The sequence below is a fragment of the Janthinobacterium sp. CG3 genome (genome assembly GCF_000344615.1).
Taxonomy (GTDB): domain Bacteria; phylum Pseudomonadota; class Gammaproteobacteria; order Burkholderiales; family Burkholderiaceae_D; genus Janthinobacterium.
This window is the reverse complement of record NZ_KB467824.1, coordinates 4,035,081-4,060,118: the sequence shown is the minus strand read 5'-3', so window position 1 is coordinate 4,060,118 and position 25,038 is coordinate 4,035,081. Positions and strand designations below refer to the sequence as shown.

The window sequence follows — 25,038 nt, the reverse complement described above, 5'->3', positions numbered from 1 at the left end:
CGACAGGCGCCGGCAGCGGCGCGGCGCCGGATTACGCTTGGCTAATCCGACCTACGCAAGCTCAGCTTGGCGGCCTGCGCGTCGGCCCCCGGGGCGGCGTCCTTGCTTGTATGTGCGGCGGCGGCGCCTTGACGCCAAGGCGCGGCAGGAAAAACAGGCGCAAAAAAAGCGGCATCGCGATGCCGCTTTTTTTTTCACCCAGGCCGCAACCTTACGCGACCGTCGACGGCGCCCAAGGCGCGCTTTTCTTTCCGCTGCGCCCGACCAGCATCATCAGGCCGGCGCCCAGCAACAGCATTTCGTAGGGCGACGGTTCCTCCGCCATCTCATTGGCCTGTGCCGCCGCTAGCGCGGCGGCCGGCGCCGGCTGGAACGGATCGGCCGCGACTTGCTGCGCCAGCGCCATGGCCGGCGCGGCGTCGTCGGCGCTCTGCGCGGGCACAAGCGCGCCGTCGAAGAACGCCGTCTGCGCCGAAGGTTCGCTCACAATCATCGTCACGGCGCAGGCGTTGCCGGCCGCGGCGATGGCCATCAGCGCCGCCACGAGCGCGCGTTGTGCATTCAATTGCATAGTCATCCTTATAAAGTGATCGGTGGCGCGCGCCGGTGCGGGCGATGGCCCCGAATTGCTCGATGTCGTAATTCTATTTTAAATTGACAATGTTGGTCGTTCGTTACGGCAACACCAACATTGTTGATTAATAATCAGCCTCGCGCTACAAGCCCAGCCTGGCGCCCGCGCCCAGCAGCGTGGCCAGGCCGAGCAGCGCGAACACGGCGGCGGCAATGCCATGCACCAGCCGCAGCGGCACCCGGTTGGCGATGCGCTCGCCGAGGTACACGGCCGGCACGTTGGCCAGCATCATGCCGAAGGTGGTGCCGGCGACCACCGCGACGATGCCGTCGTAGCGCGCCGCCAGCGCGACCGTGGCCACCTGCGTCTTGTCGCCCATTTCGGCGAGGAAGAAGGCGATCAGCGTGGTCAGGAACACACCGTATTTGGCCAGCTTGGCGTCGTCTTCGTCGATCTGGTCGGGCACCAGGGTCCAAGCCGCCATCGCCAGGAAGGACAGCCCCAGTACCCAGCGCAGCACGGCCGGCCCCATCAGCGACGTGACCCAGGCGCCGACGGCGGCGGCAAAGGCGTGGTTGGCGACGGTGGCGAGCAGGATGGCCAGCACGATCGGCAGCGGCTTGCGGAACTTGGCGGCGAGTAAAAAAGCGAGCAATTGGGTTTTATCGCCGATTTCAGCGAGGGCGACGATGCCGGTGGAGACGAAGAAAGCTTCCATGGAAATAAGAGAGGTACGCGGGCCGGACGATTAACCAATGATCCAAGGGCGACTCCGGCCCATGCGGCCGCCCTTTGATCAATGGTCTCGTCAAGTCTTACGACCACCTGCACCACGGCCTGCGGGCCGATTATGTTGATACAGGTTCCCGCGCCGTGGGCGAAGGACGACTACTCCCCAATGTTCAGCGCGCATGATACCAGACTCGACAACAAACCCAGCGTGTTGCGCGTCTTGGGGGCAATGTTTTATTCGGGGCAGGGAAGTGCTATTCTGCCCGACGCTTGCCTTAGTCAAGCGGCCACCGTACCGACCCTCTTGGAGACTCGCAATATGTATTCGCTGAACCGCTTTGCCGCATCCATTTTGCTGGCGTTCGCCGCCAGCCAGCCGGCGCTGGCCGGCGCCGCCGCGCAGCCAAGCGCCGCCGCCGTTGCCGCCGCCGCCGCGCCGGCGCCGGCCTTCGACCTCGACGCCGACGTCGCCAGCGTCTTGAAGGCTTTCGACGTGCCCGGTATCGCCATCGCCGTCGTCAAGGACGGCAAGGTGCTCGTCGCCAGGGGCTTCGGCGTGCGCAAGCTGGGGCAGCCGGCCGCCGTCGACGCCCAGACGCTGTTCGAGGTGGCGTCGAATTCGAAGGCGTTCACGGCCGCCGCGCTGGCGATGCTGGTCGACGAGGGCAGGCTGGCCTGGGACGATCCCGTCACCAAGCATTTGCCGGGCTTCCAGATGTACGACGCGTATGTGAGCAACGCCATCACGGTGCGCGATTTGCTGACCCACCGCAGCGGCCTGGGCTTGGGCGCCGGCGATTTGCTGTGGTGGCCGACCAGCAGTTTTTCAACCGACGAGATCATCGAGAAGCTGCGCTACATCCGCCCGGCGAGCAGTTTCCGCAACAGCTACGCCTACGACAATCTGCTCTACATCGTGGCCGGCAAGATCATCGCCGAGAAGGCCGGCAAGCCCTGGGGCGCGGCGATCCGCGAGCGCATCCTGGCGCCGCTGGGCATGCACGCCACCACCACCAGCCTGGACGACAACGCCGGCAACCCGAACCTGGCCGGCGCGCACAGCAAGATCAACGGCCGGATCGCCGCGGTGAAGTCGATGCCGGTGCCGAACGCGGTCGGCGCGGTCGGCATCAACAGCAACGCCGAGGACCTGGCGAAATGGATGGCGGCGCTGCTCGACGGCGGTCGGATCGGCGCCGGCGCCGAGCCGCGGGCGCGCCTGTTCAGCGCGGCGCAGGGCCGCGAAATGTGGACCGCGCAGACGCCGATGAAAATCGCCGAGCCGAAGCCGGGCCTGGAAGCGCTGACGCCCAATTTCAACGCCTACGGCCTGGGCTTCAACCTGCGCGATTACAAGGGCATGAAGCTGGCCCAGCACGGCGGCGCGCTGCAGGGCTTCTTCTCGCAGGTGGTGATGGTGCCGGAGGCGAAGCTGGGCGTGGCGATCTTGACCAACGCCGAGAGCGGCGCGGCGATGCGCTCGCTGCAGTGGCGCATCCTCGACCATTACCTGGGCGTGGCGCCGAGCGATTGGATCGGCCTGATCGGCGCGGCCGAGCGCGCCGGCCACGCGGAGGACGCGCACAAGCAGGGCAAGGCCGCCGCCGCGCGCGCCGCCAAGTCGCGGCCGTCGCTGCCGCCGGCCGCCTATGACGGCGAATACCAGGACGCGTGGTACGGCGCGGCGACCATCCGCCACGACGGCGGCAAGCATCTGCTGAGTTTTTCGCGCACGCCCGACCTGGTCGGCGAGCTGGAGCACTGGCAGCACGACACCTTCATCGTGCGCTGGAAGGAGCGCAACTTCAACGCCGACGCCTATGTCACGTTCGCCCTCAATCCCGACGGCAGCGTCGAGCGCATGAAAATGGCGCCGGTATCGGCGGAGACCGATTTCAGCTACGACTTCGCCGACCTGGCGTTTACGCCGGTGAAGGCGAAAAAAGCCCAGCAATAGGCGCTAGGCGGGGGGGGCTAGTCGCCGCCGTCGCCGCCGCCGCAACCGCCGCCGTCCGAGCCGCCGTCCGAGCCGGCGCCGCAGCCGTCGCTTGCGCTGTCGCCGGATGAGCTGTCGCCGCCGCTCCCGGCGACGCCGCCGTCGCCGCCGGAATCGCCCGGCGCGGCGCCCCGGCCCGGCGCCGCCAGCAGGCAGGCCATGCCAACCACCAGCAAGACCGCGCCGGCCACGAACGACGCCGACACCAAGGCGGCGACGCCGCCGGCGGCCAGCGCAAGGCCAACCAGTTTTTTCATTTTCATCGCTTGCCTTGTTGGTTAAAAACGCTTTGCCGCGCCACCGGCAGCACCAAGCACAACAGGCCGGCCAGGATGATTTTGTCGCGCACCGACTGCGCCTCGGCCAGCGCCTGCTTGGCCGGGATGGCGGTGAACGCCGCAAGGTAATGGTTGTCGTCGGTCTCGGCGTAGGTGGCGAAACCGGTGTCGGGGCCCTGGCGCCGGTCTTGCGCGATGGCCGCCGGCAGCGCCAGCGCCAACTGGGCGGGGCCGGCGCGTCGCGGTGAAGACGAATGCCGTATTGGCACGGATATTTCCCAGTGTAATATGGACGGTGCCACCAAGATTACACCAAAGCATGCCCCAGCGGCGTGCCGGCGCGCCATTTTGCCGGCCGCCAGCCACAGCCGGCGGGGCACCGGCCGCCTGTCGCGGATTACTGCGGTTTGACGAATTTCAAGGTCGTGCGGTCGCTCTCGCCGATCGCCTGGTAGCCGGCCCGGCCGGCGTCCTTGTTGGCGTAGGTCGGCGCCAGCGCCCAGACGCCGCCCTGGTGGTCGGCCTTGTCGAGCGGGTTGGCGTTGCGCTTACTCCTGGCACCAGTCGCGCACGTAGCCGGGCGCAAGCGCGCCGGCGCCGGCGTCGGCCAGCGGCGCGGTGCGGCGCTGGGCGAAGGGCAGCACGCCGGCCCAGACCGGCAGCGCCATGTCGTCGGCGTCGTCCCGCGGCGCGCCGCTGCGCACCTTCGCGGCCGCCTCGTCGAGCGCGATGCGCAGCACGCTGGTCGCGGCCATTTCCTTGGCGCTGCCGGCGCGCACTTCGGCCTGGCGGCCCGGCGCCAGCTTGTCCATCAGCGCCGCCAGCGCGGCTTGCTTGGCGGCGGCGCCGGCGACCTTTTCAAAGCGGCCGTAGATCATTGCCGAGCGGTAGTTCATCGCGTGGTTGAAGGCGGAGCGCGCCAGTACCAGGCCGTCGAGGTGGGTGATGGCGACGCAGCTGTCGGCCTCGGTTAGACGCTTCAGCAGGCGGCTGCCGTTCGAGCCGTGGATGTACAGGTGGCCGCCGTCGCGCCAGCAGGCGGTGGGGATACAGTGCGCGCCGCCGGCGTCGTGGAAGGCGATGTGGCACAGGTAGGCGGCGTCGATGATGGCGTACAGCGTGGTGGCGTCGTAGTCGGCCAGCTCGGCCATGCGGCGCACGCGCGTGCGCAGGCTCGGTGCGGCGGAGGAATCGGGCATGCGTGGCTCCGGAAAGGGAAAACCGCAATATAATCGCTTGCTGGTTCCGTCATAAGGTCCAGACATGGGGTATTTTTTAGGGCCAGGACTGGGAATAAAAAGACGAAAGGGAAGGGCCATGGAATACGCCTTGCTGATGGCGGCGTGCGAGCGGCAACACGTCGGCCGCGGCTGGTCGCGCCAGCGCCTGCTGCACGAATGCCTGCGCGCGGCGATCCGCGCCGGCCAGCTGGGGGCCGGCACGCGCCTGGTCGCCACGCGCGTGTTGGCGGCCGAGTTGGGCGTGGCGCGCAACAGCGTGCTGTACGCCTACGAGCAGTTGGCCAGCGAGGGCTACGTGGTCTGCGACCGGCGCGGCACCGTGGTCAGCACGCTGCCGGCCCAAGCGCCGCCGGCGCGGCCGCCGGACGGCGCCGCCGCGCCGCAGGCCGGCCTGGCGCGGCGCGCGCGGGCGCTGCGCCAAGTGACGCCGCAGGAAAACCTGGACTGCGCCTTCGTGCCGGGCGTGCCGGCGCTGGCGGCGTTTCCGCTGGCCTTGTGGCGGCGCATGCTGGAGCGGGCCTGGCGCGCGCTGCCGGCCGAGCGCCTCAACTACGGCGACCCGGCCGGCGAGGCGCCGCTGCGCGCGGCCATCGCCGGGCACCTGGGCGCCGCCCGCGGCGTGGTCTGCGACGCCGCCCAGGTATTCATCACCGACGGCACCCAGAGCAGTCTGGATTTGTGCGCGCGCAGCTTCGCCGACGAGGGCGAGCTGGCCTGGCTGGAAAACCCCGGCTACGGCGGCGCGCTGGCGGCCTGCCGCGGCGCCGGCCTGGCCATCGCCGGCATCGGCGTTGACGACGACGGCATCGCGCCGACGCCGCACGACTGGCGCCGCCGTCCGCCGCGGCTGATCTACACGACGCCGTCGCACCAGTATCCGACCGGCGGCGTGCTCAGCCTGGCGCGCCGGCTGGCGCTGATCGACAACGCGCGCGCGGCCGGCGCGCTGATCATCGAGGACGACTACGACAGCGAGTTCCGCCACGACGGCCCGCCGTTGCCGGCCATGCAGGGGCTGGTGGCGGACGCGCCGGTGCTGTACCTGGGCACCTTCAGCAAGACCATGTTCCCGGCGCTGCGGATCGGCTTTATCGTGGTGCCGGCGGCGCTGGCGCCGGGCTTCGCGGCGCTGCTGGCGCAGAGCGCCGCGCGCGGCCGCGTCGCCGAGCAGCTGGCGCTGGCCGAGTTCCTGCGCAGCGGCCAGTTCGCGTTGCACCTGCGGCGCATGCGCCGGCTGTATCGGCAGCGCCGCGACGCGTTGGTGGCGGCGCTGCTGCGCCACTTCGGCGCGCTGGCCACGGTGCACGGCGGCTCGGCCGGCATGCACCTGGCGCTGCGCCTGCACGGCGCGGGGCTCGACGACATCGCGCTGAGCGCGCAGGCGGCCAGTCTGGGCATCGTCGCGCCGGCGCTCGGCGCCCACGCCTGCGCCGCCGGGGCGGGCTGGAACGGTTTCATGCTCGGCTACGCGCAGGTGCCGGTCGAGCGCGTCGACGCGGCGGTGGCGGAACTGGCCGCGCTGGTGCGCGCCGCCGTCATTGCTGGTCCAGCATCCAGCCCTTCAAGCCGTTGACCCAGGACTTGGCCGGCAGGTTCAGGCGGCTCTTGATGGCGCCGGCGCGCTCGTACAGCACGCTGAAGTCGAGCGCCGGGGCGTTCTTGAAGGCCAGCACGACGATGTTCTCGTCGTTCACCTCGGGCACCCAGACCACGGCGTCGAACACCAGCCCCATCGCCTGCAGGTTTTTGTCGTAGTTGGCGACGTCGCCGAAGACGTTGGTGACCATGACGCCGTCCTCGGCCAGGCAGTCGAAGCAGCCCTGGTAGAACGCCGGCGTGTCGAGCACCGGGCCGCGCGCCTGCTCGTCGTACAGGTCCACTTGCAGCACGTCGACGCTGGCGTGGTTGGCGCCGTCGAACACGAAGTCGAGGGCGTTCATTTCGCGCACGTCGAGGCGGGCGTCGTTGTCCGGCAGGGCGAACTGGGCGGCGCAGATGGCGATCACGTTCGGGTTCAGTTCGACCGCGCTGACGCGCGCCCCGGGGAAGCGGTGGTAGCAGAACTTGGTCAGCGCGGCGCTGCCCAGGCCGAGCTGGACGATGTGGCGCGGCTGCGGCGTGAACAACGTCCACATCATCATCATCTGCACGTAGTCGAGTTCGATGGCGTCGGGTTTGGCCAGGCGCATCGCGCCCTGCACCCAGGGCGTGCCCAGGTGCAGGTAGCGCACGCCGCGCTCTTCGGTGACGGTGGCCGGCGGGTGGCCGGGATAGGCGAAGACGGTGGCGCCGTAGCGGGCGGGGGGGATGCTTGGGGTCATGGCGGTGCTCGGTGTCGGATGGCGCCAAGTGTAGCAGTTGGCGCGCGCCGGGAGCGCCCGGGCGGGCGGCGGCGGGCGGAAAAAAAGACGCCGCGGCGTCTTTTAAGTGTGCCGGGCGGGCACCCGGCACCGGGTGCGGCCCGCTCAGGCCTGTTTGCGGCGGCGCGCCATGAAGCCCACCAGCGCCAGGCCACCCAGCATCATGCCGTAGGTGGCTGGTTCCGGCACTGCCGTGACGACGTTCAGGATACCGCTGTAGCTGCCGCCGTTGGAGACGCCGCTGACGTTCATGACCAGCTGGCCGGCGACGTTCGGGATGTACACGGAGGCCTGCGTAAACGGCGGCGTGTTGAACAGCGTGAAGGGGTTGCCGTTCAGGTCCGCGCCGGTGAACATAATCAGGAAGTTGGGGTTGAATTGGCCCATGCCGTCCAGCGCGAAATTGAAGAAGTAGCTCGACGCCGTGCTGCTCGGCACCGCCGGGCTGAAGGTGAAGGTGTCGGTGAAGCCGCCGATGCCGGTGACCGGTGTGCTGGCGAAGGCGGCGGACCAGTGGTTCGTCGTGGTCTGGGTCAGATTGACCGCATAGTTTGCTGCCAGCGCGCTGCCGGTGGACACGGCGAGCATGGCGGCAAGAAGGAGGGCTTTGATTTTCATGTTGTTATCCAATTTTTCAAGTTATCAGAAAGTAACGATGAGTCTGCATGGTGAGTCCACCGCTCACTTGCTGAACGGTTTACGTACATTATCTTTATGCAACTTACTTGTCAATACGATATTTATAAATGAAATTCCGGGAACGGATAGACGGCGTCTAATATGCGGGCTGAGCCATTTGGTAAAAGTGATTATTTCTTTTTTTTGTTGTAATACCGACACAAAAAATATAATTTCGCCATGTATCGACCTACATCAATACGGGCAGTATCAGCGATACCGTGAGGCCGCCGCCGACCCGGTTTGCCAGCGCGGTGCGGGCTTCGGGGCGCGGCGCCGGCAGCTTGGCGAGGCGGGCGTAGCCGAGGATGAAGCGCTCCAGGTGGCCGCTGCGTTCGGCTTGCGCCGGTGGTTTGCTTAGTTCAACGCCGCAGCCGCTTAACTGCACGGCGGCCTATTTTTCCTGCTTCATCGGCTTGTTCTTGTCGATCACCTCGCGGCAGTCGCCCTTAATGATGGCGTTGTCGTAGTTGGTCCAGCCGTAACTGTCGACGTAGCGCTTGTGCTGCTTGAACTGCTGGTTCAGGAAACTCCATTCGAGCCGCTCGCCGGCATAGCGGATGTCGCCCATGTCGAGCAGGGTGTGGAAGACGTTTTCCGTGGCCAGGCGCGCCTTGCGGTGGCGCAGCAGCTGCGCCACCTTGTCCGGGTAGCGTTCGCGGTACGGGTCGGAGTACCAGACGAAGGCCGGCACGTGGAATTCGAACTGCGTGTTGTGGCCGTGGAAGGCCAGGTTGCAGGTGCCGTCGTACAGGGTCTGACCGTGGTCGGCGACGTACATCAGCGACGCCAGTTGGCCGCCTTGCTTGAGCGTGCCGATGACCTGGGACAGGAACCAGTCGGTATACAGGATGGAGCTGTCGTAGCTGTTGTTGAGCTGGACCTTGATCTTGGTGTCGCTGTAGACCGGCTTGTCGACGCCGAACAGCGAGGGCTGCCATTTGTCGAACTGCTTCGGGTAGCGCTGGCTGTAATTCCAGTGGCTGCCCAGCGAGTGCAGCACGATCAGCTTTTTCGGCGCCGGGTCGGCCAGCGCGTTTTTCAGCGGGTCGAACAGGATCTGGTCGAAGTTGGAGCTGTTGGTGAAGCCGCCCAGGTTGAGGAACTGGATCACGTCGGCCTCCTTGGCGAACACCGACACCGGCGTGTCGAACTGGCCGAAGGAGATTTGGTTCGACAGCCAGTAGGTTTTGAAGCCGGCTTCCTTGTACGCGGTCAGGAAGGATTTTTCCGAGAAGCCGTCCTTCAGGCTTTGCGTGGCCGGCTTGCGCGAGATGATGACCGGCACCGACAGGCGCGTCGCCGAGACCGAGGTGATGACGTCGGGCAGCGTTACCAGGTTGCCCTCCTGGCTCAGCAGCGGGTTGGTGTCGCGCTCGTAGCCGTTCAAGCTCCAGCGGTCGTAGCGCGACGATTCGCCGATGACCATGACGACCACCTCCGGCGCCAGGCCGGGCGTGGCCTGGCGCGCGCTGAAGCTGAACTTGCTGCTTTTTTCGCCCAGCCGCGACAGGTAGGCGCGCTCGTTGTAGAAGTCGAGGCCGCGCGCCACCAGGCCGAACGGCCAGGACTTGCTGAAGGCGTCGAAGTGCAGCGGCAGCTTGGCCCAGTGCGGCAGGCGCGGCCAGCGCAGCGCGGTGTGGTGGGCCGGCGCCACGCTGGCGCCGGGTGCGCTGGCGCTGGCGGCGCTGTCTTCCTCCTCCTCTTCGTCGTCGGCGGCGTCGTCGCCGAAGCCGGAGGCCGCCACGCTGGCGCCCGGTTTGGACGCCGACGCGGATGTCGCTATGGCGGTGGCGTTGGACGCGGCCGCGGCCTTGCCGCGGATGCCGAATTCATGGCCGTAGCCCCACACGCAGGCGGCCAGGGCGAACGCGCCCAGCGCCACCCAGCGCGAGCCGTCGTCCCAGTCCAGCGCGCCGGTCTGGCGCGCCGCGCGCCAGCTCAGCAACCACCAGGCGATGACGCCGACCATCACGGCCAGCATCAGCCAGGCTTTCTGGCCGAGGAACTCGAGCGACTCCTTCGGGCTGGTCTCGGCGATGATGCCGAGGTGGTGGGTGGAGATGCCCTGGCCGTAGAAGACGAACAGGTACAGCTCGGTCGGCACGGCCAGGAAGGCCGGCAGCAGCAGCCAGTGGAACCAGGCCGGGCGCTTGAACACGGCCCAGGCCGCCACCCAGGCGATCGCCTCGATACCCAGCATCTGCCAGGGCCGCTCGATGCCTTTGCCTAATAAGTAAGGCACGAACGGCACCGCCGACAGCAACAGGTAGCTCAGGAGGACGAACAGGGGGGCGGGGCGCAGCAGCGTGGGCATAGGGAGCGGAATCAAAAAATGTCCGCCATTATCCGGCCTTTTACCGGCGGGGCGGGGCGCGGCGTTGCAAAAAACGCGAAACGGCGGCGCCGGCGCGGGCGTTTCTGCTGAAAATTTATGCAGCGAAAGTGGTAAACTGGTTGACCTTGCGTAATGCGGGGTCTATACTCGCGAGTTCTCGAATTTATTCTGCACATCGTATACGCAGTCGTTGCCCCTCCTTAGCGAGTGGCTGTAGTTGCCTCCGCTGTCAGCGCAAACCGGGACTAGGTTTTAGTCCCCGGGCACTAGCCCGGGTTATCAATCGTGGTAATTTTGTTGGATTTATAACGATGCCAACCATCAATCAATTGATTCGCCAGCCGCGTGTTTCCGTACGCGTCAAGAGCAAATCGCCGGCGCTGGAAAACAGCCCGCAAAAACGTGGTGTTTGCACCCGTGTTTACACAACGACTCCAAAGAAGCCAAACTCGGCTCTGCGTAAAGTCGCCAAAGTTCGCTTGACCAACGGTTTCGAAGTCATTTCGTACATCGGCGGTGAAGGCCATAACCTGCAAGAGCATAGTGTTGTGCTGTTGCGCGGTGGCCGCGTTAAGGATTTGCCGGGTGTGCGTTACCATATGGTTCGCGGCGCCCTGGATACCCAAGGCGTGAAGGACCGTAAGCAATCGCGTTCGAAATACGGTACCAAAAAGGCTAAGGCCGGTAAGAAGTAATACCCCAAGTTTCGCTGAGTGGTAACTAGCTAAGTGAATGTAGTCGACCGCATCTGGTCGAGTAAGTGGAAGGCTATGATGGTCGTCCGCGAGTGTGCCAATACTGCGCGCGCTCAACTGAAGATTGAAAGGAATTGATATGCCACGTCGTCGTGAAGTACCCAAGCGCGAAATTTTGCCAGATCCAAAATTCGGCAACACTGATGTCGCTAAGTTCGTCAACGTTTTGATGTTGTCCGGTAAGAAATCGGTCGCAGAAAACATCATCTACGGTGCTTTCGAGCACATCAAAGCAAAATCGGGCAAGGATCCGCTCGAAGTGTTCGCTACCGCCATCAACAACGCCAAGCCCTTGGTTGAGGTGAAATCCCGTCGCGTCGGTGGTGCAAACTACCAGGTGCCGGTCGAAGTTCGCCCAGTCCGCCGCATGGCCCTGTCGATGCGTTGGTTGCGTGAAGCCGCGAACAAGCGCAGCGAAAAATCCATGCCACAACGCCTCGGCGGTGAGCTGATGGAAGCGGCTGAAAGCCGCGGCGGCGCCATGAAAAAACGCGATGAAGTCCATCGTATGGCTGAAGCGAACAAAGCGTTCTCGCATTTCCGCTTCTAATAAAAGCCAGCTCCCGTTAAGGGGGCTGTCAGGTATCTGTTGTTCGAGGCCGGGCTCATTTTTGCAAAAAAATGCAGCCCGGTTTTGTCCATTCATTTAGGATTAATTATGGCCCGCAAGACCCCCATTGAGCGCTACCGCAACATCGGTATTTCCGCTCACATCGACGCTGGTAAGACGACGACGACCGAGCGCGTATTGTTCTACACCGGCGTGAACCACAAGATTGGCGAAGTCCATGATGGCGCCGCCACCATGGACTGGATGGAGCAAGAGCAAGAGCGCGGTATCACGATCACCTCCGCCGCGACGACCTGCTTCTGGAAGGGGATGGCTAACAATTTCCCTGAGCACCACATCAACATCATCGACACCCCGGGCCACGTCGACTTCACCATTGAAGTTGAACGCTCGATGCGCGTGTTGGATGGCGCCTGCATGGTGTACTGTGCGGTCGGCGGTGTGCAGCCACAATCGGAAACGGTTTGGCGCCAAGCTAACAAGTACAAGGTGCCACGTCTGGCCTTCGTCAACAAGATGGACCGCACCGGCGCGAACTTCTTCAAAGTGTACGAGCAAATGCGCGCACGCCTGAAGGCCAACCCGATTCCCCTGCAGATTCCAATCGGCGCCGAAGAGAACTTCCTGGGCGTGGTCGATCTGGTCAAGATGAAGGCGATCTTCTGGGACGACGCGTCGCAAGGCATGAAGTTCGACTACCGCGAAATCCCTGCCGAGCTCGCTGAGCTGGCCGCCGAGTGGCGCGAGAAGATGGTCGAAGCGGCCGCCGAAGCGTCCGAAGAACTGATGAACAAGTACCTCGACGAAGGCGACCTGTCGGAAGAAGAGATCAAGGCCGCTCTGCGCGCCCGTACCCTCGCTTCGGAAATCGTCCCGATGATGTGCGGCACCGCGTTCAAAAACAAGGGCGTGCAAGCGATGTTGGACGGCGTGATTGAATACCTGCCGTCGCCGGTGGATATCAAGCCGGTGCAAGGTATGGACGAAGACGACCAGCCGACCTCGCGTAAAGCCGACGACAGCGAGAAGTTCTCGGCGCTGGCGTTCAAGATCATGACCGACCCGTTTGTCGGCCAGTTGATCTTCTTCCGCGTCTACTCGGGCTCCATCAAGTCGGGCGACACCGTCTACAATCCGATCAAGAACAAGAAAGAACGTCTTGGCCGTATTTTGCAGATGCACGCGAACCAACGTGAAGAGATCAAGGAAGTGCACGCCGGCGACATCGCCGCCGCGGTGGGTCTGAAAGACGCGACCACCGGCGAAACGCTGTGCGATCCTAGCTCCATCATCACGCTGGAAAAAATGGTCTTCCCTGAGCCGGTGATCTCGCAGGCCGTTGAGCCTAAGACCAAGGCCGACCAGGAAAAAATGGGCTTGGCGCTGAACCGCCTGGCGCAGGAAGATCCATCGTTCCGCGTGAAAACCGACGAAGAGTCGGGCCAGACCATCATCGGTGGTATGGGCGAGTTGCATCTGGAAATTATCGTCGACCGCATGAAACGTGAATTCAACGTCGAAGCGACCGTCGGTAAGCCACAAGTTGCGTACCGCGAAACGATTCGCAAAGTGTGCGAAGAGTCCGAAGGCAAGTTCGTCAAGCAATCCGGTGGTCGTGGTCAATACGGTCACGTGGTTCTGAAGATCGAGCCGCAAGAGCCGGGCAAGGGTTTTGAATTCGTTGACGCGATCAAGGGCGGTACCGTGCCACGCGAATACATCCCCGCGGTTGAAAAGGGTGTGCGCGACACGCTGACCTCGGGCGTGATGGCTGGTTACCCGGTCGTTGACGTCAAGGTCACGCTGTTCTTCGGTTCGTACCATGACGTCGACTCGAACGAAAACGCGTTCCGCATGGCCGCTTCGATGGCATTCAAAGACGGCTGCCGCAAGGCGTCGCCAGTCATTCTGGAGCCAATGATGTCGGTCGAGGTGGAAACGCCGGAAGACTACGCCGGTTCCGTGATGGGCGATCTGTCGTCGCGCCGCGGTATGGTCCAAGGTATGGATGAGATTGCTGGCGGTGGCGGCAAGATCATCAAGGCCGAAGTGCCATTGTCGGAAATGTTCGGCTATTCGACCTCGTTGCGTTCGGCAACCCAGGGTCGTGCGACCTACTCGATGGAATTCAAGCACTATTCGGAAGCGCCGAAGCATGTGACTGAAGCGATCGTCAGCTCGAAAGCGAAGTAATACGCAATTCCGGGCTGGATTTCACGAGAATTCCAGCCCGTACATATCAATCATTGTTCTAAGGAAGAATAAAATGGCAAAAGGTAAATTCGAGCGGACCAAGCCGCACGTCAACGTCGGCACCATCGGTCACGTCGACCACGGTAAAACCACCCTGACGGCTGCTATCGCAACCGTGCTGGCGAAGAAATTCGGCGGCGAAGCCAAAGCATACGACCAGATCGATGCGGCACCGGAAGAAAAAGCGCGCGGTATCACCATCAACACCGCCCACGTCGAGTACGAAACCGCAGCGCGCCACTACGCTCACGTTGACTGCCCAGGCCACGCCGATTACATCAAAAACATGATCACCGGCGCAGCGCAGATGGACGGCGCGATCCTGGTGTGCTCCGCAGCCGACGGCCCAATGCCGCAGACCCGCGAACACATCCTGCTGGCCCGCCAAGTTGGCGTTCCATACATCATCGTGTTCCTGAACAAGTGCGACCTGGTCGACGACGCCGAGTTGCTGGAACTGGTTGAAATGGAAGTGCGCGAGCTGTTGTCGAAATACGACTTCCCAGGCGACGACGTGCCTATCATCAAAGGTTCGGCACGTATGGCGCTGGAAGGCGTTGAGGGCGAAATGGGCGTTGACGCGGTCATGCGTCTGGCCGATGCGCTCGATACCTACATCCCTACGCCAGAGCGCGCAGTCGATGGCGCCTTCCTGATGCCAGTCGAAGACGTGTTCTCGATCTCGGGTCGCGGTACCGTTGTGACCGGTCGTATCGAACGCGGTATCGTCAAAGTCGGCGAAGAAATCGAAATCATCGGCATCACCGACACCGTCAAAACCACTTGCACCGGCGTGGAAATGTTCCGCAAGCTGCTGGACCAGGGTATGGCCGGCGACAACGTTGGTTTGCTGTTGCGCGGTACCAAGCGCGAAGACGTGCAGCGCGGTCAAGTGTTGGCCAAGCCAGGTTCGATCAAGCCACATAACCACTTCACCGGCGAGATCTATGTCTTGTCGAAAGACGAAGGCGGCCGCCATACGCCGTTCTTCAACAACTATCGTCCTCAGTTCTACTTCCGTACAACGGACGTGACCGGTTCGATCGAGTTGCCAGCAGACAAAGAAATGGTCATGCCAGGCGATAACGTGTCGATCACCGTCAAGTTGATCAACCCGATCGCCATGGAAGAAGGTCTGCGCTTCGCTATCCGCGAAGGCGGTCGTACCGTCGGCGCCGGCGTTGTTGCAAAAATCCTCGCCTAATTAATCGTTAAGCGTCGAGACAGGGCCGGCTCGCGCCGGCCTTGTTGTGTCAAAATTGCGGGCCGCTGTGTTTACCGCGTTGTTCAGTGGTATCATGTCGACCCCAAGCCTTAGCAGTCATTCATTGCCGCGAGTGGTTTGTTCACCCGGTTCGCTCTTTTAAGGAAATACCATGTCCGCACCAAATCAAAAAATCCGCATCCGCCTGAAAGCTTTCGATTACAAACTGATCGATCAATCGGCCCTGGAAATCGTTGAAACAGCCAAGCGCACCGGCGCCGTCGTCAAGGGTCCAGTACCTTTGCCAACCCGCATCCAGCGTTTCGACGTTCTGCGTTCGCCGCACGTCAACAAGACCTCGCGCGACCAGTTCGAAATCCGCACCCACCAGCGTCTGATGGACATCGTCGACCCAACGGACAAAACCGTTGACGCGCTGATGAAGCTGGACCTGCCAGCTGGCGTTGATGTCGAAATCAAACTGCAGTAATCGTTTCTGAGCCGGCGGGGTGTCCCGCCAGCACCTTGGGGCCGGGCGCGTTCGATTGAACGCCTCCGGCCCCAATCTCGTTTACGGGCGCGCTGTTTGCGTCCCGCGCTTGACTGCGGCGGTGGGTAAAACTAGACTGCATTTTTGGGAGGGCGTGATGGCTAAATCAACATCCAAGGCCGGTGCCACAGGCGCGGGATTGCCCAAGATTAAACGCGGGGCCGGACTGTCCGGCGCGCAAAAACAGTTCAACAAGCTGGTCCAACTAGTCGACCAGGAGCGGCGCCATCTGGTGCAGTGGCAACAGGCCATCGCCGTCTACGAACGTCGCTTTGCCGACGAGTACCAGCCGCTGCAGCGCCGCTATGACGAACTGCAGACCAAATTGGTGTTCGCGCTGGACCAGGCCCACGACGGCCGGCAGGTCGGCATGGAGGACCGGATCGGCATCGCCGACGTCATCTGCGACGTCACCGGGCAACTGTTGGCGGAGCGGGCCGACGACGCGCTCAAGCAACTCTACAAGAAATACAGCGGCGAGGACTACGACGCCGAGGCCGGCGCGCAGGAGGCCGCGCTGTCGACGACGCTGCTGGAGCAGTTTGGCGTCGACCTGGAGCGGGCCTCGCCCTTGGCGGCCGCCGCGCGGATCGCCACGAAATGGCGCCGCGACGCGCTGGGCGGGCAGCCCGGGCCGGCTGGCGAGGACGAGCAGGTGGCCGCGTCGCTGGCCGCGTATGCCGCCAGGGACGTGCCGGCGCTGCTGGCGGCGCGGCGCGAAATCGAGCACCTGGACCAAGTGACGGTCAACGCGCTACCGGACCAGCGCCTGCAACAATACAGCCAGGTGTTGTCCGAGCAGCTCGCCGAGCTGCGCGACGAAATCGAGAACGTCGAGATCATATTCAAGACGGAGTACGACATTGCGCCGTATCCCGAGCTGGCGCCGGCGCAGTTGTCGGGCGACCTGGACGACGACCTGCGGACACTGGAGGACGATCTCGAGGAGCTCGAGTACGACCTCCCAAGGTTGTCGGAACTGCGATATCTGCAAAAATGGATCGGCCAGCGGCGCGACCGGATAGCCGAGCGGGACGACGAGCTGGGGATGGCTGACGACGAGTTCCTGAGCACGATGAGCGAGATCTTCCGCCAGCGCCGCTGAGCGGCCAGGCCGCACCTGCGGCGCCCCGGCCTCACGTCTCTGGTTTTTACGGCAGGGCCGGCGCGCGAACGCAACACCCGTCCACAATTGAACGCCAGTCCACCCGCATCTCTACAACCGTCCTCATTGTCGAGCACGGACTGGCGATCGCCGGCGGCACCGCCTACGCGCTGCGCACCGACGACTTCACGCCGCGCCACGTCGCCCCCGGCGGCCGGGTTCTCACCAGGCGCGCAAAAAATAATAGAATTGTCAATAAATTGGCGTTGTTTTGGTATTGTTTACGGTACTCTATTGGCATTAGATGTATGACCGGTGTCGTACCGGGGCGGCCTGTAAAAGGTGGCGGCGCGCCCACGGAATTGCTTCCACCTTGACTTTCAAATTCTAGGAGATTGAACAATGATCAAGAAACTTGGCGCCTTCCTGTTTGCCTGCAGCCTCAGCGCATCCTATGCGGTTGCCTCCGGCGGCAATCCAGCGTGCTATTCCGAGTGCTATCAAAAATACGCCGTCTGCTCGGCGCACCTGAGTTCGCAGAGTCCGCTTTGCCTGAGCCTTCTGGACCACTGCCTGCCGGCCTGCGACCAGTAAGCCAATCCGCGGCGCGGCCGATAGCCATCGGCCGCGCCCGACCGCCAGCGCCGCGCAACGCGGCGCCAGCCGGCGCGGAAAACCCGCCCATTCCCCAGTCGATCTAGCATCGCCGGACCGCCGCCAAGCCGCGCCGGGCGCGGCTGTGCGGTTTTGCCATACCCCGTGTTAACTTGTTGCGTCAAGGGTTTTTGTGGTATATACTTGCCGGCTTCGGTATGGATTCGTTCCTTTTTTTTGAGTCCTACGTTACTTTGTAGTTAAACAAGCCCCGCCCAATCGCAGGTGGGAATGGAGAAAAAATGAGCCTAGGCCTTCTCGGTCGCAAGGTTGGTATGATGCGCATTTTCACGGACGAAGGGGATTCGATTCCCGTCACCGTGTTGGACGTATCGAACAACCGTGTTGCGCAAGTCAAAACAACTGAAACAGATGGTTACTCCGCTGTTCAGGTCGCATTCGGTCAACGTCGCGCTTCCCGCGTGAACAAAGCCGTCGCTGGTCACCACGCTAAAGCCGGTGTCGAAGCAGGTACTCTGTTGAAAGAGTTCCGCGTCGATGCAGACAAAGCTGCCGAACTGAAAGCTGGCGATGTCGTCGCCGCTTCGCTGTTCGAAGTCGGTCAAAAGATCGACGTGCAAGGTATCACCATCGGTAAGGGTTACGCCGGCGTCATCAAGCGTTACCACTTCTCGTCCGGTCGCGCTACCCACGGTAACTCGCGTTCGCACAACGTGCCAGGTTCCATCGGTATGGCGCAGGATCCAGGTCGCGTTTTCCCTGGTAAGCGCATGACCGGTCATCTGGGTGACGTTACCCGCACGATGCAAAACCTCGAAGTCGCCCGTATCGACACCGAACGCCAGCTGCTGTTGGTCAAGGGTGCGGTTCCAGGCGCGAAAAATGGCCAGGTAGTTGTCTCGCCAGCCATCAAAACCAAAGCAAAGAAGGGAGCTTAAACGATGGAACTCAAGCTTCTGAATGCGCAAGGTCAAGCCGGCTCCAACGTCGTCGCTGCTGATACTATTTTCGGCCGTGATTACAACGAAGCGCTGATCCACCAAGTCGTCATCGCCTATCAGGCGAATGCACGTAGCGGTAACCGCAAGCAAAAAGACCGTGAAGAAGTTCACCACACGACGAAAAAGCCATGGCGCCAAAAAGGTACCGGCCGCGCGCGTGCTGGTATGTCGTCGTCGCCACTGTGGCGCGGCGGCGGACGGATTTTCCCAAATTCGCCCGACGAGAACTTCACCCACAAAGTGAACAAAAAAATGTATCGCGCAGGTATCTGCTCGATTCTGTCCCAGCTGGCTCGTGAAGACCGCCTGACTGTGATCGACGATCTGACGATCGACGCGCCAAAAACCAAACTGCTGTCGCAAAAGCTGACCGGCATGGGTTTTGAATCCGTCCTGATCATCACTGACACGTTGAACGAAAACCTGGAATTGGCATCGCGCAACCTGCCACACGTGCTCGTCGTTGAGCCGCGTCACGCAGACCCGCTGTCCCTGGTGTTCTACAAGAAGATCCTGATCACCAAGCTGGCATTGGCTAAGATTGAGGAGATGTTGGCATGAGCGCGATTTTGAAACATAGCGAAGAACGCTTGATGAAGGTGCTGTTGGCGCCGGTCATTTCCGAAAAGGCCACCATGGTCGCGGAAAAGAACGAGCAAATTGTATTCCGCGTACTGCCGGATGCAACCAAGCCTGAAATCAAGGCAGCGGTCGAACTGCTGTTCAAGGTTGAAGTTCTGTCCGTGCAAACCGCGAACCGTCAAGGTAAGCAGAAGCGCACCGGCAAGTTCAACGGTCGTCGTAATCATACCAAGCGTGCTTTCGTGTGCCTGAAGCCTGGCCAGGAAATCAACTTCTCCGAGGAGGCTGCATAATGGCACTCGTTAAGATGAAACCAACCTCACCAGGCCGTCGCGGCATGGTGAAGGTTGTGAACCCTGACCTGTACAAAGGTCGTCCGTTCGCAGCCCTGGTTGAAAAGAAATCCAAGACCGCTGGTCGTAACAACAACGGTCATATCACCACCCGCCACATCGGCGGTGGTCATAAGCAACACTATCGCTTGATCGACTTCAAGCGCACCAAAGACGGCATCCCGGCGAAAGTGGAACGTATCGAATACGATCCAAACCGTACCGCGAACATCGCTTTGCTGTGCTACGCCGACGGCGAGCGCCAGTACATCATCGCCACCAAGGGCATGGCCGTTGGCGACGCGGTGATGAACGGTTCGGAAGCGCCGATCAAATCGGGTAACTGCTTGCCTATCCGTAACATCCCGGTCGGTACCGTGATGCATTGCGTCGAAATGCTGCCAGGTAAGGGTGCCCAGATGGCCCGTACCGCCGGCGCCGGCGTTGTGCTGATGGCCCGCGAAGGTGTCTACGCTCAGGTGCGTCTGCGCTCCGGCGAAGTGCGCCGCGTGCATATCGAGTGCCGTGCTACGGTTGGCGAAGTCGGCAATGCCGAACACAGCCTGCGTAAAATCGGTAAGGCCGGCGCGATGCGCTGGCGCGGTGTTCGTCCTACCGTCCGCGGTGTGGTCATGAACCCGGTCGATCACCCGCACGGTGGTGGTGAAGGTAAAACAGCAGCTGGTCGTCATCCAGTGTCGCCTTGGGGCCAACAGACGAAGGGTAAGAAGACGCGCCGTAACAAGCGTACGACTTCCATGATCGTCTCGCGCCGCGGCAAGAAATAAGGGATAGCACATGACTCGTTCATTGAAAAAAGGGCCGTTCTGTGACGCCCACCTGGTGAAAAAAGTTGAGGCTGCGCAAGCAATCAAAGACAAAAAGCCAATCAAAACCTGGTCGCGTCGTTCGACGATCATGCCTGACTTTATCGGCCTGACGATCGCGGTGCATAACGGCAAGCTGCACGTGCCGGTATATGTTTCCGAAAACATGGTTGGTCACAAGCTCGGCGAATTCGCACTGACCCGTACGTTCAAGGGCCATGCAGCTGACAAAAAGGCTAAGAAATAATGGAAACTAAAGCTATCCTCAAAGGTGTGCGCCTGTCGGACCAAAAGGGTCGTCTGGTTGCTGACCTGATCCGTGGCAAGAAAGTTGACGCAGCTCTCAACATCTTGCAATTCAGCCCGAAAAAAGGTGCTGCGATCATCAAACGTGTTCTGGAATCCGCGATCGCGAATGCCGAGCACAACGATGGCGCCGACATCGACGAGCTGAAAGTCACGACGATCTACGTCGAAAAGGGTCCAGTCCTGAAGCGCTTCACAGCACGCGCTAAGGGCCGGGGTGATCGTATCTCGAAACAATCCTGTCACATTTACGTGACTGTCGGCAACTAAGGAGTCACGATGGGACAGAAGATACATCCAACAGGCTTTCGCCTTTCGGTAACCCGTAACTGGGCATCGCGTTGGTACGCTGGCAACGGTAATTTCGCCGCCATGCTCAACGAAGATCTGAAAGCGCGCGCTTACCTGAAAAAGAAACTGAAGAACGCTTCGGTTGGCCGCATCGTCATCGAGCGTCCTGCCAAGAACGCGCGCTTCACGATCTACAGCTCGCGTCCGGGCGTGGTCATTGGTAAAAAAGGCGAGGACATCGAAGTACTGAAGTCGGCGCTGACCAAGATCATGGGCGTTCCCGTGCACGTGAACATCGAAGAAATCCGCAAGCCGGAAATCGATTCGCAGCTGATCGCCGATTCGATCGCCCAGCAGCTGGAAAAGCGCATCATGTTCCGCCGCGCGATGAAGCGCGCGATGCAAAACGCCATGCGTCTGGGTGCCTTGGGTATCAAGATCATGTCGTCCGGCCGTCTGAACGGTATCGAAATCGCCCGTAAAGAGTGGTATCGCGAAGGCCGCGTGCCTCTGCACACCCTGCGCGCCGATATCGACTACGGTACCAGCGAAGCGTCGACCACCTACGGCATCATCGGTGTCAAGGTCTGGGTATACAAGGGTGACCGCGCGCCAAACGGCGACGCACCAGTCATCGATACCCCTCCTGACGAGAAGAAGAGCCGCGGTCCACGCCGTGACGATGGCAAGCCTACCGGCCGCCCTCGCGCACCCGTTGGCGCGAAACCATCCACAGCACCAGGTGCTGCACGTGTGCGCACCGCCGCTAAACCGGCCGGCGCTGTCGCTGCACCAGCTGAGAAAGCAGGAGAATAATCATGCTGCAACCAGCACGCAGGAAGTATCGTAAAGAGCAGAAGGGCCGCAACACCGGTATTTCCCACTCGCGCGGCACCGCCGTGTCGTTTGGCGAATTCGGTTTGAAAGCGGTTGCCCGCGGCCGTATCACGGCGCGCCAGATCGAAGCGGCTCGTCGTGCGATGACCCGCCACATCAAGCGCGGTGGTCGTATTTGGATCCGCATCTTCCCGGACAAGCCAATCTCGAACAAGCCAGCCGAAGTTCGTATGGGTAACGGTAAGGGTAATCCTGAGTACTACGTCGCTGAAATTCAGCCGGGCAAAGTACTGTACGAAATGGACGGCGTTGACGAAGCGCTGGCACGGGAAGCTTTCCGTCTTGCTGCATCGAAACTGCCACTGGCCACGACGTTTGTCGTACGCCAGGTCGGCCAATAATTGGAGTTGAAATATGAAAGCAACTGAACTCCGCGGCAAAGACCAGGAAGCTCTGCAAAAAGAGCTGAATGACTTGTTGAAGGCACAGTTCGGCATGCGTATGCAAATCGCTACGCAACAGCTGGGCAACACTTCGCAACTCAAGAAGGTGCGCCGCGATATCGCGCGTGTGAAGACGGTCATGAATACGAAGGAAGCCAAATGAACGATCCAGTGAAAAAGCCGCTCAAGCGCACGCTGATCGGTAAAGTGGTTTCCGACAAGATGGACAAGACCGTCACCGTTCTGATCGAACGCCACGTCAAGCATCCGTTGTACGGCAAGATCATCATGCGTTCGAACAAGTATCACGCGCATGACGAGACCAACGAAGTCAAAGCCGGTGACACGGTCGAGATCCAGGAAGGTCGCCCGATCTCAAAAACCAAGGCGTGGACAGTTACCCGTGTTGTGCAAGCAGCACCGACTGTCTAATTAGTTCTTGCAGGCCCGCGTATTGTATGTGATACTAGCGGGCTTCGTTCATGTAACGCCGCAAAGTGTCTGGCCACAGACAGTAGGCCGCGGTCAGTAGATGTATGAAGGTCATGCACCCAAACAGTTTCGCTCTGCATGAGCGGATCTGGCGGGACCAAGACTGACCGTGGTTCTACAATTGTGTGGATTCTTCGGCTTAAGTTGGGAAAGAGAATACTATGATTCAAACTGAAAGCCGGCTCGAAGTGGCTGACAACACCGGTGCAAAAGAAGTTATGTGCATCAAGGTGTTGGGCGGTTCCAAGCGCCGTTATGCAGGCATTGGCGATGTGATCAAGGTAACCGTTAAGGTTGCTGCGCCACGTGGCCGTGTCAAAAAAGGTGAAATTTATAACGCCGTGGTAGTGCGCACCGCAAAAGGTGTTCGCCGTCAAGACGGTTCCCTGGTGAAGTTCGACGGCAACGCCGCCGTTCTGTTGAACGCCAAGCTGGAACCGATCGGTACACGCATTTTTGGACCTGTCACGCGCGAACTGCGCACTGAAAAGTTCATGAAAATCGTGTCCCTGGCACCGGAAGTCCTGTAAGGAGTCGTAATGGATAAGATTCGTAAAAACGACGAAGTCATCGTTCTGACCGGGAAAGACAAGGGCAAACGTGGTGTAGTTCAGCAGCGCATCGACGCTGAGCACATTGTGGTTGACGGTATCAATATCGCTAAAAAAGCGGTGAAACCGAACCCGATGACTGGCGTAACTGGTGGTATCGTCGACAAGACCATGCCAATTCACGTGTCCAACGTTGCATTGTTTAATGCAGCGACTGGCAAGGCAGATCGCGTGGGATTCAAAGATGTCGACGGCAAAAAAGTCCGCGTCTTCAAGTCCTCCGGCGAAGTAGTGAAGGTTTAAGAGATCATGGCCCGTCTCCAAGAATTCTATAAAGAAAAGGTCGTTGCTGATCTGGTCGCCAAATTTGGCTACAAATCGGCAATGGAAGTTCCGCGTCTGACCAAGATCACCCTGAACATGGGTCTGTCCGAAGCAGTCGCAGATAAAAAGATCATTGAACACGCAGTTGGCGATCTGACCAAGATTGCTGGCCAAAAGCCAGTCGTCACCGTCGCTCGCAAGGCAATTGCCGGTTTCAAAATCCGTGAAGGTTATCCGATCGGTACCATGGTCACGCTGCGCGGCGCTCGTATGTACGAGTTCCTGGATCGCTTCATCACCGTGGCCCTGCCGCGCGTGCGCGATTTCCGTGGCGTGTCCGGCCGTGCATTCGATGGTCGTGGCAACTACAACATCGGTGTCAAGGAACAGATCATCTTCCCTGAGATCGAATACGACAAGATTGACGTGCTGCGCGGTATGAATATCAGCATCACGACAACTGCCAAGACCGACGACGAAGCGAAAGCGCTCCTCGCCGCCTTTAAATTCCCGTTCAGAAACTGAGATCATGGCAAAATTGGCACTGATTAACCGTGAGCAAAAGCGTGCTGACCTGGTGGCGAAATTCGCCCCCAAGCGCGCCGCGCTGAAGGCCATCGTTGATGACCAGTCGAAATCGGAAGAAGAGCGCTACGAAGCGCGCCTGAAATTGCAGGCGCTGCCACGTAACTCGAACCCGACGCGCCAACGTAACCGTTGCGCCATCACTGGTCGTCCGCGCGGCACATTCCGTAAATTCGGTCTGGGTCGTATCAAGCTCCGTGAATTCGCCATGCGTGGTGAAATTCCGGGTATGACAAAAGCAAGCTGGTAATAGGAGAATATGCAATGAGTATGAGCGATCCTATCGCCGATATGCTGACCCGCATTCGCAACGCCCAAGGCGTTCAGAAAACGACCGTGGCCATGCCATCGTCGAAAGTCAAAATTGCGATTGCCAACGTCCTCAAGGACGAGGGTTACATTGAAGATTTCGCTGTTACCGAAGCCGGTGGCAAAGCGGAACTCAAGATCGGTTTGAAGTATTATGTTGGCCGTCCTGTCATCGAGCGCTTAGAGCGCGTTTCCCGTCCAGGGCTGCGCGTCTACAAGGGCAAAGACGATATCCCGACCGTGATGAATGGCTTGGGTGTGGCGATCGTGTCGACTCCGCAAGGCGTCATGACTGACCGCAAAGCACGCGCTACCGGTGTCGGCGGCGAAGTTATTTGCTACGTGGCTTAAGGAGTTACACATGTCTCGAGTAGCTAAAATGCCGATCGCTGTCCCAGCTGGCGCCGAAGTCGCCATCTCCGCGGCCGCGATCACGGTAAAAGGCCCACTGGGCGTACTGACCCAGGCCCTGAACGGCCTGGTCAAAGTAGAGAACAATGCAGGAACCCTGAGTTTCGACGTCGCCAACGACAGCCGTGAAGCCAATGCCATGTCCGGCACGCTGCGCGCACTGGTCAACAACATGGTTACCGGCGTCACCAAGGGTTTCGAGAAAAAGCTGAACCTGGTTGGCGTGGGTTACAAGGCGCAAGCGCAAGGCGACAAGTTGAACCTGTCCCTGGGCTTTTCGCACCCTGTAGTGCACGCGATGCCAGTAGGCGTGACCTGCGCCACCCCGACGCCGACCGAGATCCTGATCAAGGGTATCGATCGTCAACAGGTGGGCCAAGTCGCCGCCGAAGTTCGCGCTTACCGCGCTCCCGAGCCTTACAAGGGCAAGGGCGTCCGTTATTCGGACGAAGTGGTTAAGATTAAAGAAACCAAGAAGAAGTAATTAGGGGCTGACG

35 protein-coding genes and 1 riboswitch are annotated in these 25,038 nt (G+C 61.2%); of the genes, 25 read left to right on the top strand and 10 right to left on the bottom strand.

Features of this window, described 5'->3' with window-relative positions; all coding sequences use genetic code 11:
• Positions 1–211: 211 nt before the first annotated feature.
• Both JANGC3_RS0117965 and JANGC3_RS0117960 read right to left on the bottom strand, forming a co-directional pair.
• Positions 212–571: a hypothetical protein gene (locus JANGC3_RS0117965; RefSeq protein ID WP_017877878.1), complete on the bottom strand. Its 360-nt coding sequence runs from the start codon at positions 569–571 to the stop codon at positions 212–214.
• Positions 572–716: 145 nt separating this feature from the next.
• On the bottom strand, positions 717–1,292 hold the full coding sequence (locus JANGC3_RS0117960) for a TMEM165/GDT1 family protein (protein WP_017877877.1): 576 nt from the start codon (positions 1,290–1,292) through the stop codon (positions 717–719).
• A gap of 11 nt (positions 1,293–1,303) precedes the next feature.
• Positions 1,304–1,483: riboswitch (yybP-ykoY riboswitch) on the bottom strand.
• 142 nt (positions 1,484–1,625) lie between these two features.
• Between JANGC3_RS0117960 and JANGC3_RS0117955 the strand changes: the two genes are divergently transcribed.
• A complete protein-coding gene (locus tag JANGC3_RS0117955) occupies positions 1,626–3,263 on the top strand; it encodes a serine hydrolase (protein ID WP_017877876.1) in 1,638 nt (545 codons plus the stop codon).
• A 17-nt stretch (positions 3,264–3,280) separates the two neighbouring features.
• Here the strand turns inward: JANGC3_RS0117955 and JANGC3_RS0117950 are convergent, their stop codons facing one another.
• The 4 genes from JANGC3_RS0117950 to JANGC3_RS0117935 form a co-directional block, all read right to left on the bottom strand.
• Positions 3,281–3,559 (bottom strand): hypothetical protein, encoded by a 279-nt coding sequence (locus tag JANGC3_RS0117950; protein WP_198292038.1) that lies wholly within the window; start codon positions 3,557–3,559, stop codon positions 3,281–3,283.
• 2 nt (positions 3,560–3,561) lie between these two features.
• Positions 3,562–3,849, bottom strand: a complete 288-nt coding sequence (locus JANGC3_RS0117945) for a hypothetical protein (RefSeq protein ID WP_157406716.1) — start codon at positions 3,847–3,849, stop codon at positions 3,562–3,564.
• 128 nt (positions 3,850–3,977) lie between these two features.
• Positions 3,978–4,166 (bottom strand): hypothetical protein, encoded by a 189-nt coding sequence (locus JANGC3_RS0117940; RefSeq protein ID WP_017877874.1) that lies wholly within the window; start codon positions 4,164–4,166, stop codon positions 3,978–3,980.
• Positions 4,129–4,779 carry a pyridoxamine 5'-phosphate oxidase family protein gene (locus JANGC3_RS0117935; RefSeq protein WP_017877873.1) on the bottom strand — a complete coding sequence of 217 codons (651 nt, stop codon included), beginning with the start codon at positions 4,777–4,779 and terminating at the stop codon, positions 4,129–4,131. The genes JANGC3_RS0117940 and JANGC3_RS0117935 overlap by 38 nt, the downstream gene beginning before the upstream one ends.
• Positions 4,780–4,897: 118 nt before the next feature.
• Between JANGC3_RS0117935 and pdxR the strand changes: the two genes are divergently transcribed.
• On the top strand, positions 4,898–6,394 hold the full coding sequence (gene pdxR / locus JANGC3_RS0117930; protein WP_017877872.1) for a MocR-like pyridoxine biosynthesis transcription factor PdxR: 1,497 nt from the start codon (positions 4,898–4,900) through the stop codon (positions 6,392–6,394).
• Here pdxR and JANGC3_RS0117925 read toward each other — a convergent pair.
• The 4 genes from JANGC3_RS0117925 to JANGC3_RS0117910 all read right to left on the bottom strand — a co-directional run bounded on the left by JANGC3_RS0117925 (position 6,357) and on the right by JANGC3_RS0117910 (position 10,191).
• Complete coding sequence (locus JANGC3_RS0117925) at positions 6,357–7,142, bottom strand: spermidine synthase (protein WP_017877871.1); 786 nt, start codon at positions 7,140–7,142, stop codon at positions 6,357–6,359. The genes pdxR and JANGC3_RS0117925 overlap by 38 nt on opposite strands.
• Positions 7,143–7,286: 144 nt before the next feature.
• Positions 7,287–7,799: an FxDxF family PEP-CTERM protein gene (locus tag JANGC3_RS0117920; protein ID WP_026133141.1), complete on the bottom strand. Its 513-nt coding sequence runs from the start codon at positions 7,797–7,799 to the stop codon at positions 7,287–7,289.
• A gap of 250 nt (positions 7,800–8,049) precedes the next feature.
• Positions 8,050–8,247 carry a hypothetical protein gene (locus tag JANGC3_RS0117915; protein WP_017877869.1) on the bottom strand — a complete coding sequence of 66 codons (198 nt, stop codon included), beginning with the start codon at positions 8,245–8,247 and terminating at the stop codon, positions 8,050–8,052.
• A 6-nt stretch (positions 8,248–8,253) separates the two neighbouring features.
• Complete coding sequence (locus JANGC3_RS0117910) at positions 8,254–10,191, bottom strand: phosphoethanolamine transferase (protein WP_232429726.1); 1,938 nt, start codon at positions 10,189–10,191, stop codon at positions 8,254–8,256.
• A 317-nt stretch (positions 10,192–10,508) separates the two neighbouring features.
• Here JANGC3_RS0117910 and rpsL point away from each other — a divergent pair, with 317 nt between their 5' ends.
• The 23 genes from rpsL to rplF all read left to right on the top strand — a co-directional run bounded on the left by rpsL (position 10,509) and on the right by rplF (position 25,025).
• The gene (rpsL, locus tag JANGC3_RS0117905) at positions 10,509–10,892 is read left to right on the top strand and encodes a 30S ribosomal protein S12 (protein WP_017877867.1); all 384 of its coding nucleotides are present in this window, start codon (positions 10,509–10,511) and stop codon (positions 10,890–10,892) included.
• A gap of 139 nt (positions 10,893–11,031) precedes the next feature.
• A complete protein-coding gene (gene rpsG, locus JANGC3_RS0117900) occupies positions 11,032–11,502 on the top strand; it encodes a 30S ribosomal protein S7 (RefSeq protein ID WP_017877866.1) in 471 nt (156 codons plus the stop codon).
• 108 nt (positions 11,503–11,610) lie between these two features.
• On the top strand, positions 11,611–13,716 hold the full coding sequence (fusA, locus tag JANGC3_RS0117895; protein WP_017877865.1) for an elongation factor G: 2,106 nt from the start codon (positions 11,611–11,613) through the stop codon (positions 13,714–13,716).
• A gap of 73 nt (positions 13,717–13,789) precedes the next feature.
• Positions 13,790–14,980, top strand: coding sequence for an elongation factor Tu (gene tuf / locus JANGC3_RS0117890; RefSeq protein WP_017877864.1), 1,191 nt, complete (start codon positions 13,790–13,792; stop codon positions 14,978–14,980).
• Positions 14,981–15,152: 172 nt separating this feature from the next.
• The gene (rpsJ, locus tag JANGC3_RS0117885; RefSeq protein ID WP_010394389.1) at positions 15,153–15,470 is read left to right on the top strand and encodes a 30S ribosomal protein S10; all 318 of its coding nucleotides are present in this window, start codon (positions 15,153–15,155) and stop codon (positions 15,468–15,470) included.
• A 199-nt stretch (positions 15,471–15,669) separates the two neighbouring features.
• Positions 15,670–16,635, top strand: coding sequence for a hypothetical protein (locus JANGC3_RS0117880; protein WP_017877863.1), 966 nt, complete (start codon positions 15,670–15,672; stop codon positions 16,633–16,635).
• A gap of 402 nt (positions 16,636–17,037) precedes the next feature.
• On the top strand, positions 17,038–17,229 hold the full coding sequence (locus tag JANGC3_RS0117875) for a hypothetical protein (RefSeq protein WP_017877862.1): 192 nt from the start codon (positions 17,038–17,040) through the stop codon (positions 17,227–17,229).
• A gap of 302 nt (positions 17,230–17,531) precedes the next feature.
• The gene (gene rplC / locus JANGC3_RS0117870; protein ID WP_017877861.1) at positions 17,532–18,188 is read left to right on the top strand and encodes a 50S ribosomal protein L3; all 657 of its coding nucleotides are present in this window, start codon (positions 17,532–17,534) and stop codon (positions 18,186–18,188) included.
• Between the two features lie 3 nt (positions 18,189–18,191).
• Positions 18,192–18,812, top strand: coding sequence for a 50S ribosomal protein L4 (rplD, locus tag JANGC3_RS0117865; protein ID WP_026133140.1), 621 nt, complete (start codon positions 18,192–18,194; stop codon positions 18,810–18,812).
• On the top strand, positions 18,809–19,126 hold the full coding sequence (gene rplW, locus JANGC3_RS0117860; protein ID WP_017877859.1) for a 50S ribosomal protein L23: 318 nt from the start codon (positions 18,809–18,811) through the stop codon (positions 19,124–19,126). Before rplD ends, rplW begins: the two co-directional genes overlap by 4 nt.
• Positions 19,126–19,953 carry a 50S ribosomal protein L2 gene (gene rplB / locus JANGC3_RS31740; protein ID WP_081611906.1) on the top strand — a complete coding sequence of 276 codons (828 nt, stop codon included), beginning with the start codon at positions 19,126–19,128 and terminating at the stop codon, positions 19,951–19,953. The genes rplW and rplB overlap by 1 nt, the downstream gene beginning before the upstream one ends.
• Positions 19,954–19,963: 10 nt before the next feature.
• Positions 19,964–20,239 (top strand): 30S ribosomal protein S19, encoded by a 276-nt coding sequence (rpsS, locus tag JANGC3_RS0117850; RefSeq protein WP_026133139.1) that lies wholly within the window; start codon positions 19,964–19,966, stop codon positions 20,237–20,239.
• Entirely contained in the window at positions 20,236–20,568 is a 333-nt protein-coding gene (gene rplV, locus JANGC3_RS0117845) for a 50S ribosomal protein L22 (RefSeq protein ID WP_198292082.1), read from the top strand. Before rpsS ends, rplV begins: the two co-directional genes overlap by 4 nt.
• Before the next feature lie 9 nt (positions 20,569–20,577).
• Positions 20,578–21,405 (top strand): 30S ribosomal protein S3, encoded by an 828-nt coding sequence (gene rpsC, locus JANGC3_RS0117840; protein WP_017877855.1) that lies wholly within the window; start codon positions 20,578–20,580, stop codon positions 21,403–21,405.
• Positions 21,406–21,407: 2 nt separating this feature from the next.
• Positions 21,408–21,827, top strand: coding sequence for a 50S ribosomal protein L16 (gene rplP, locus JANGC3_RS0117835; protein WP_017877854.1), 420 nt, complete (start codon positions 21,408–21,410; stop codon positions 21,825–21,827).
• A 13-nt stretch (positions 21,828–21,840) separates the two neighbouring features.
• Positions 21,841–22,032 (top strand): 50S ribosomal protein L29, encoded by a 192-nt coding sequence (rpmC, locus tag JANGC3_RS0117830; protein WP_017877853.1) that lies wholly within the window; start codon positions 21,841–21,843, stop codon positions 22,030–22,032.
• Positions 22,029–22,301 (top strand): 30S ribosomal protein S17, encoded by a 273-nt coding sequence (gene rpsQ, locus JANGC3_RS0117825; RefSeq protein WP_017877852.1) that lies wholly within the window; start codon positions 22,029–22,031, stop codon positions 22,299–22,301. Before rpmC ends, rpsQ begins: the two co-directional genes overlap by 4 nt.
• A 221-nt stretch (positions 22,302–22,522) precedes the next feature.
• Positions 22,523–22,891: a 50S ribosomal protein L14 gene (gene rplN / locus JANGC3_RS0117820; protein WP_008444317.1), complete on the top strand. Its 369-nt coding sequence runs from the start codon at positions 22,523–22,525 to the stop codon at positions 22,889–22,891.
• Between the two features lie 9 nt (positions 22,892–22,900).
• Positions 22,901–23,215, top strand: a complete 315-nt coding sequence (gene rplX, locus JANGC3_RS0117815; RefSeq protein WP_017877851.1) for a 50S ribosomal protein L24 — start codon at positions 22,901–22,903, stop codon at positions 23,213–23,215.
• Positions 23,216–23,221: 6 nt separating this feature from the next.
• Positions 23,222–23,761 (top strand): 50S ribosomal protein L5, encoded by a 540-nt coding sequence (rplE, locus tag JANGC3_RS0117810; RefSeq protein ID WP_017877850.1) that lies wholly within the window; start codon positions 23,222–23,224, stop codon positions 23,759–23,761.
• Between the two features lie 4 nt (positions 23,762–23,765).
• Positions 23,766–24,071: a 30S ribosomal protein S14 gene (gene rpsN / locus JANGC3_RS31735; protein WP_081611905.1), complete on the top strand. Its 306-nt coding sequence runs from the start codon at positions 23,766–23,768 to the stop codon at positions 24,069–24,071.
• A 14-nt stretch (positions 24,072–24,085) separates the two neighbouring features.
• Positions 24,086–24,481: a 30S ribosomal protein S8 gene (gene rpsH / locus JANGC3_RS0117805; RefSeq protein ID WP_017877849.1), complete on the top strand. Its 396-nt coding sequence runs from the start codon at positions 24,086–24,088 to the stop codon at positions 24,479–24,481.
• 10 nt (positions 24,482–24,491) lie between these two features.
• Entirely contained in the window at positions 24,492–25,025 is a 534-nt protein-coding gene (gene rplF, locus JANGC3_RS0117800) for a 50S ribosomal protein L6 (protein WP_017877848.1), read from the top strand.
• The last annotated feature ends 13 nt before the right edge of the window (positions 25,026–25,038 follow it).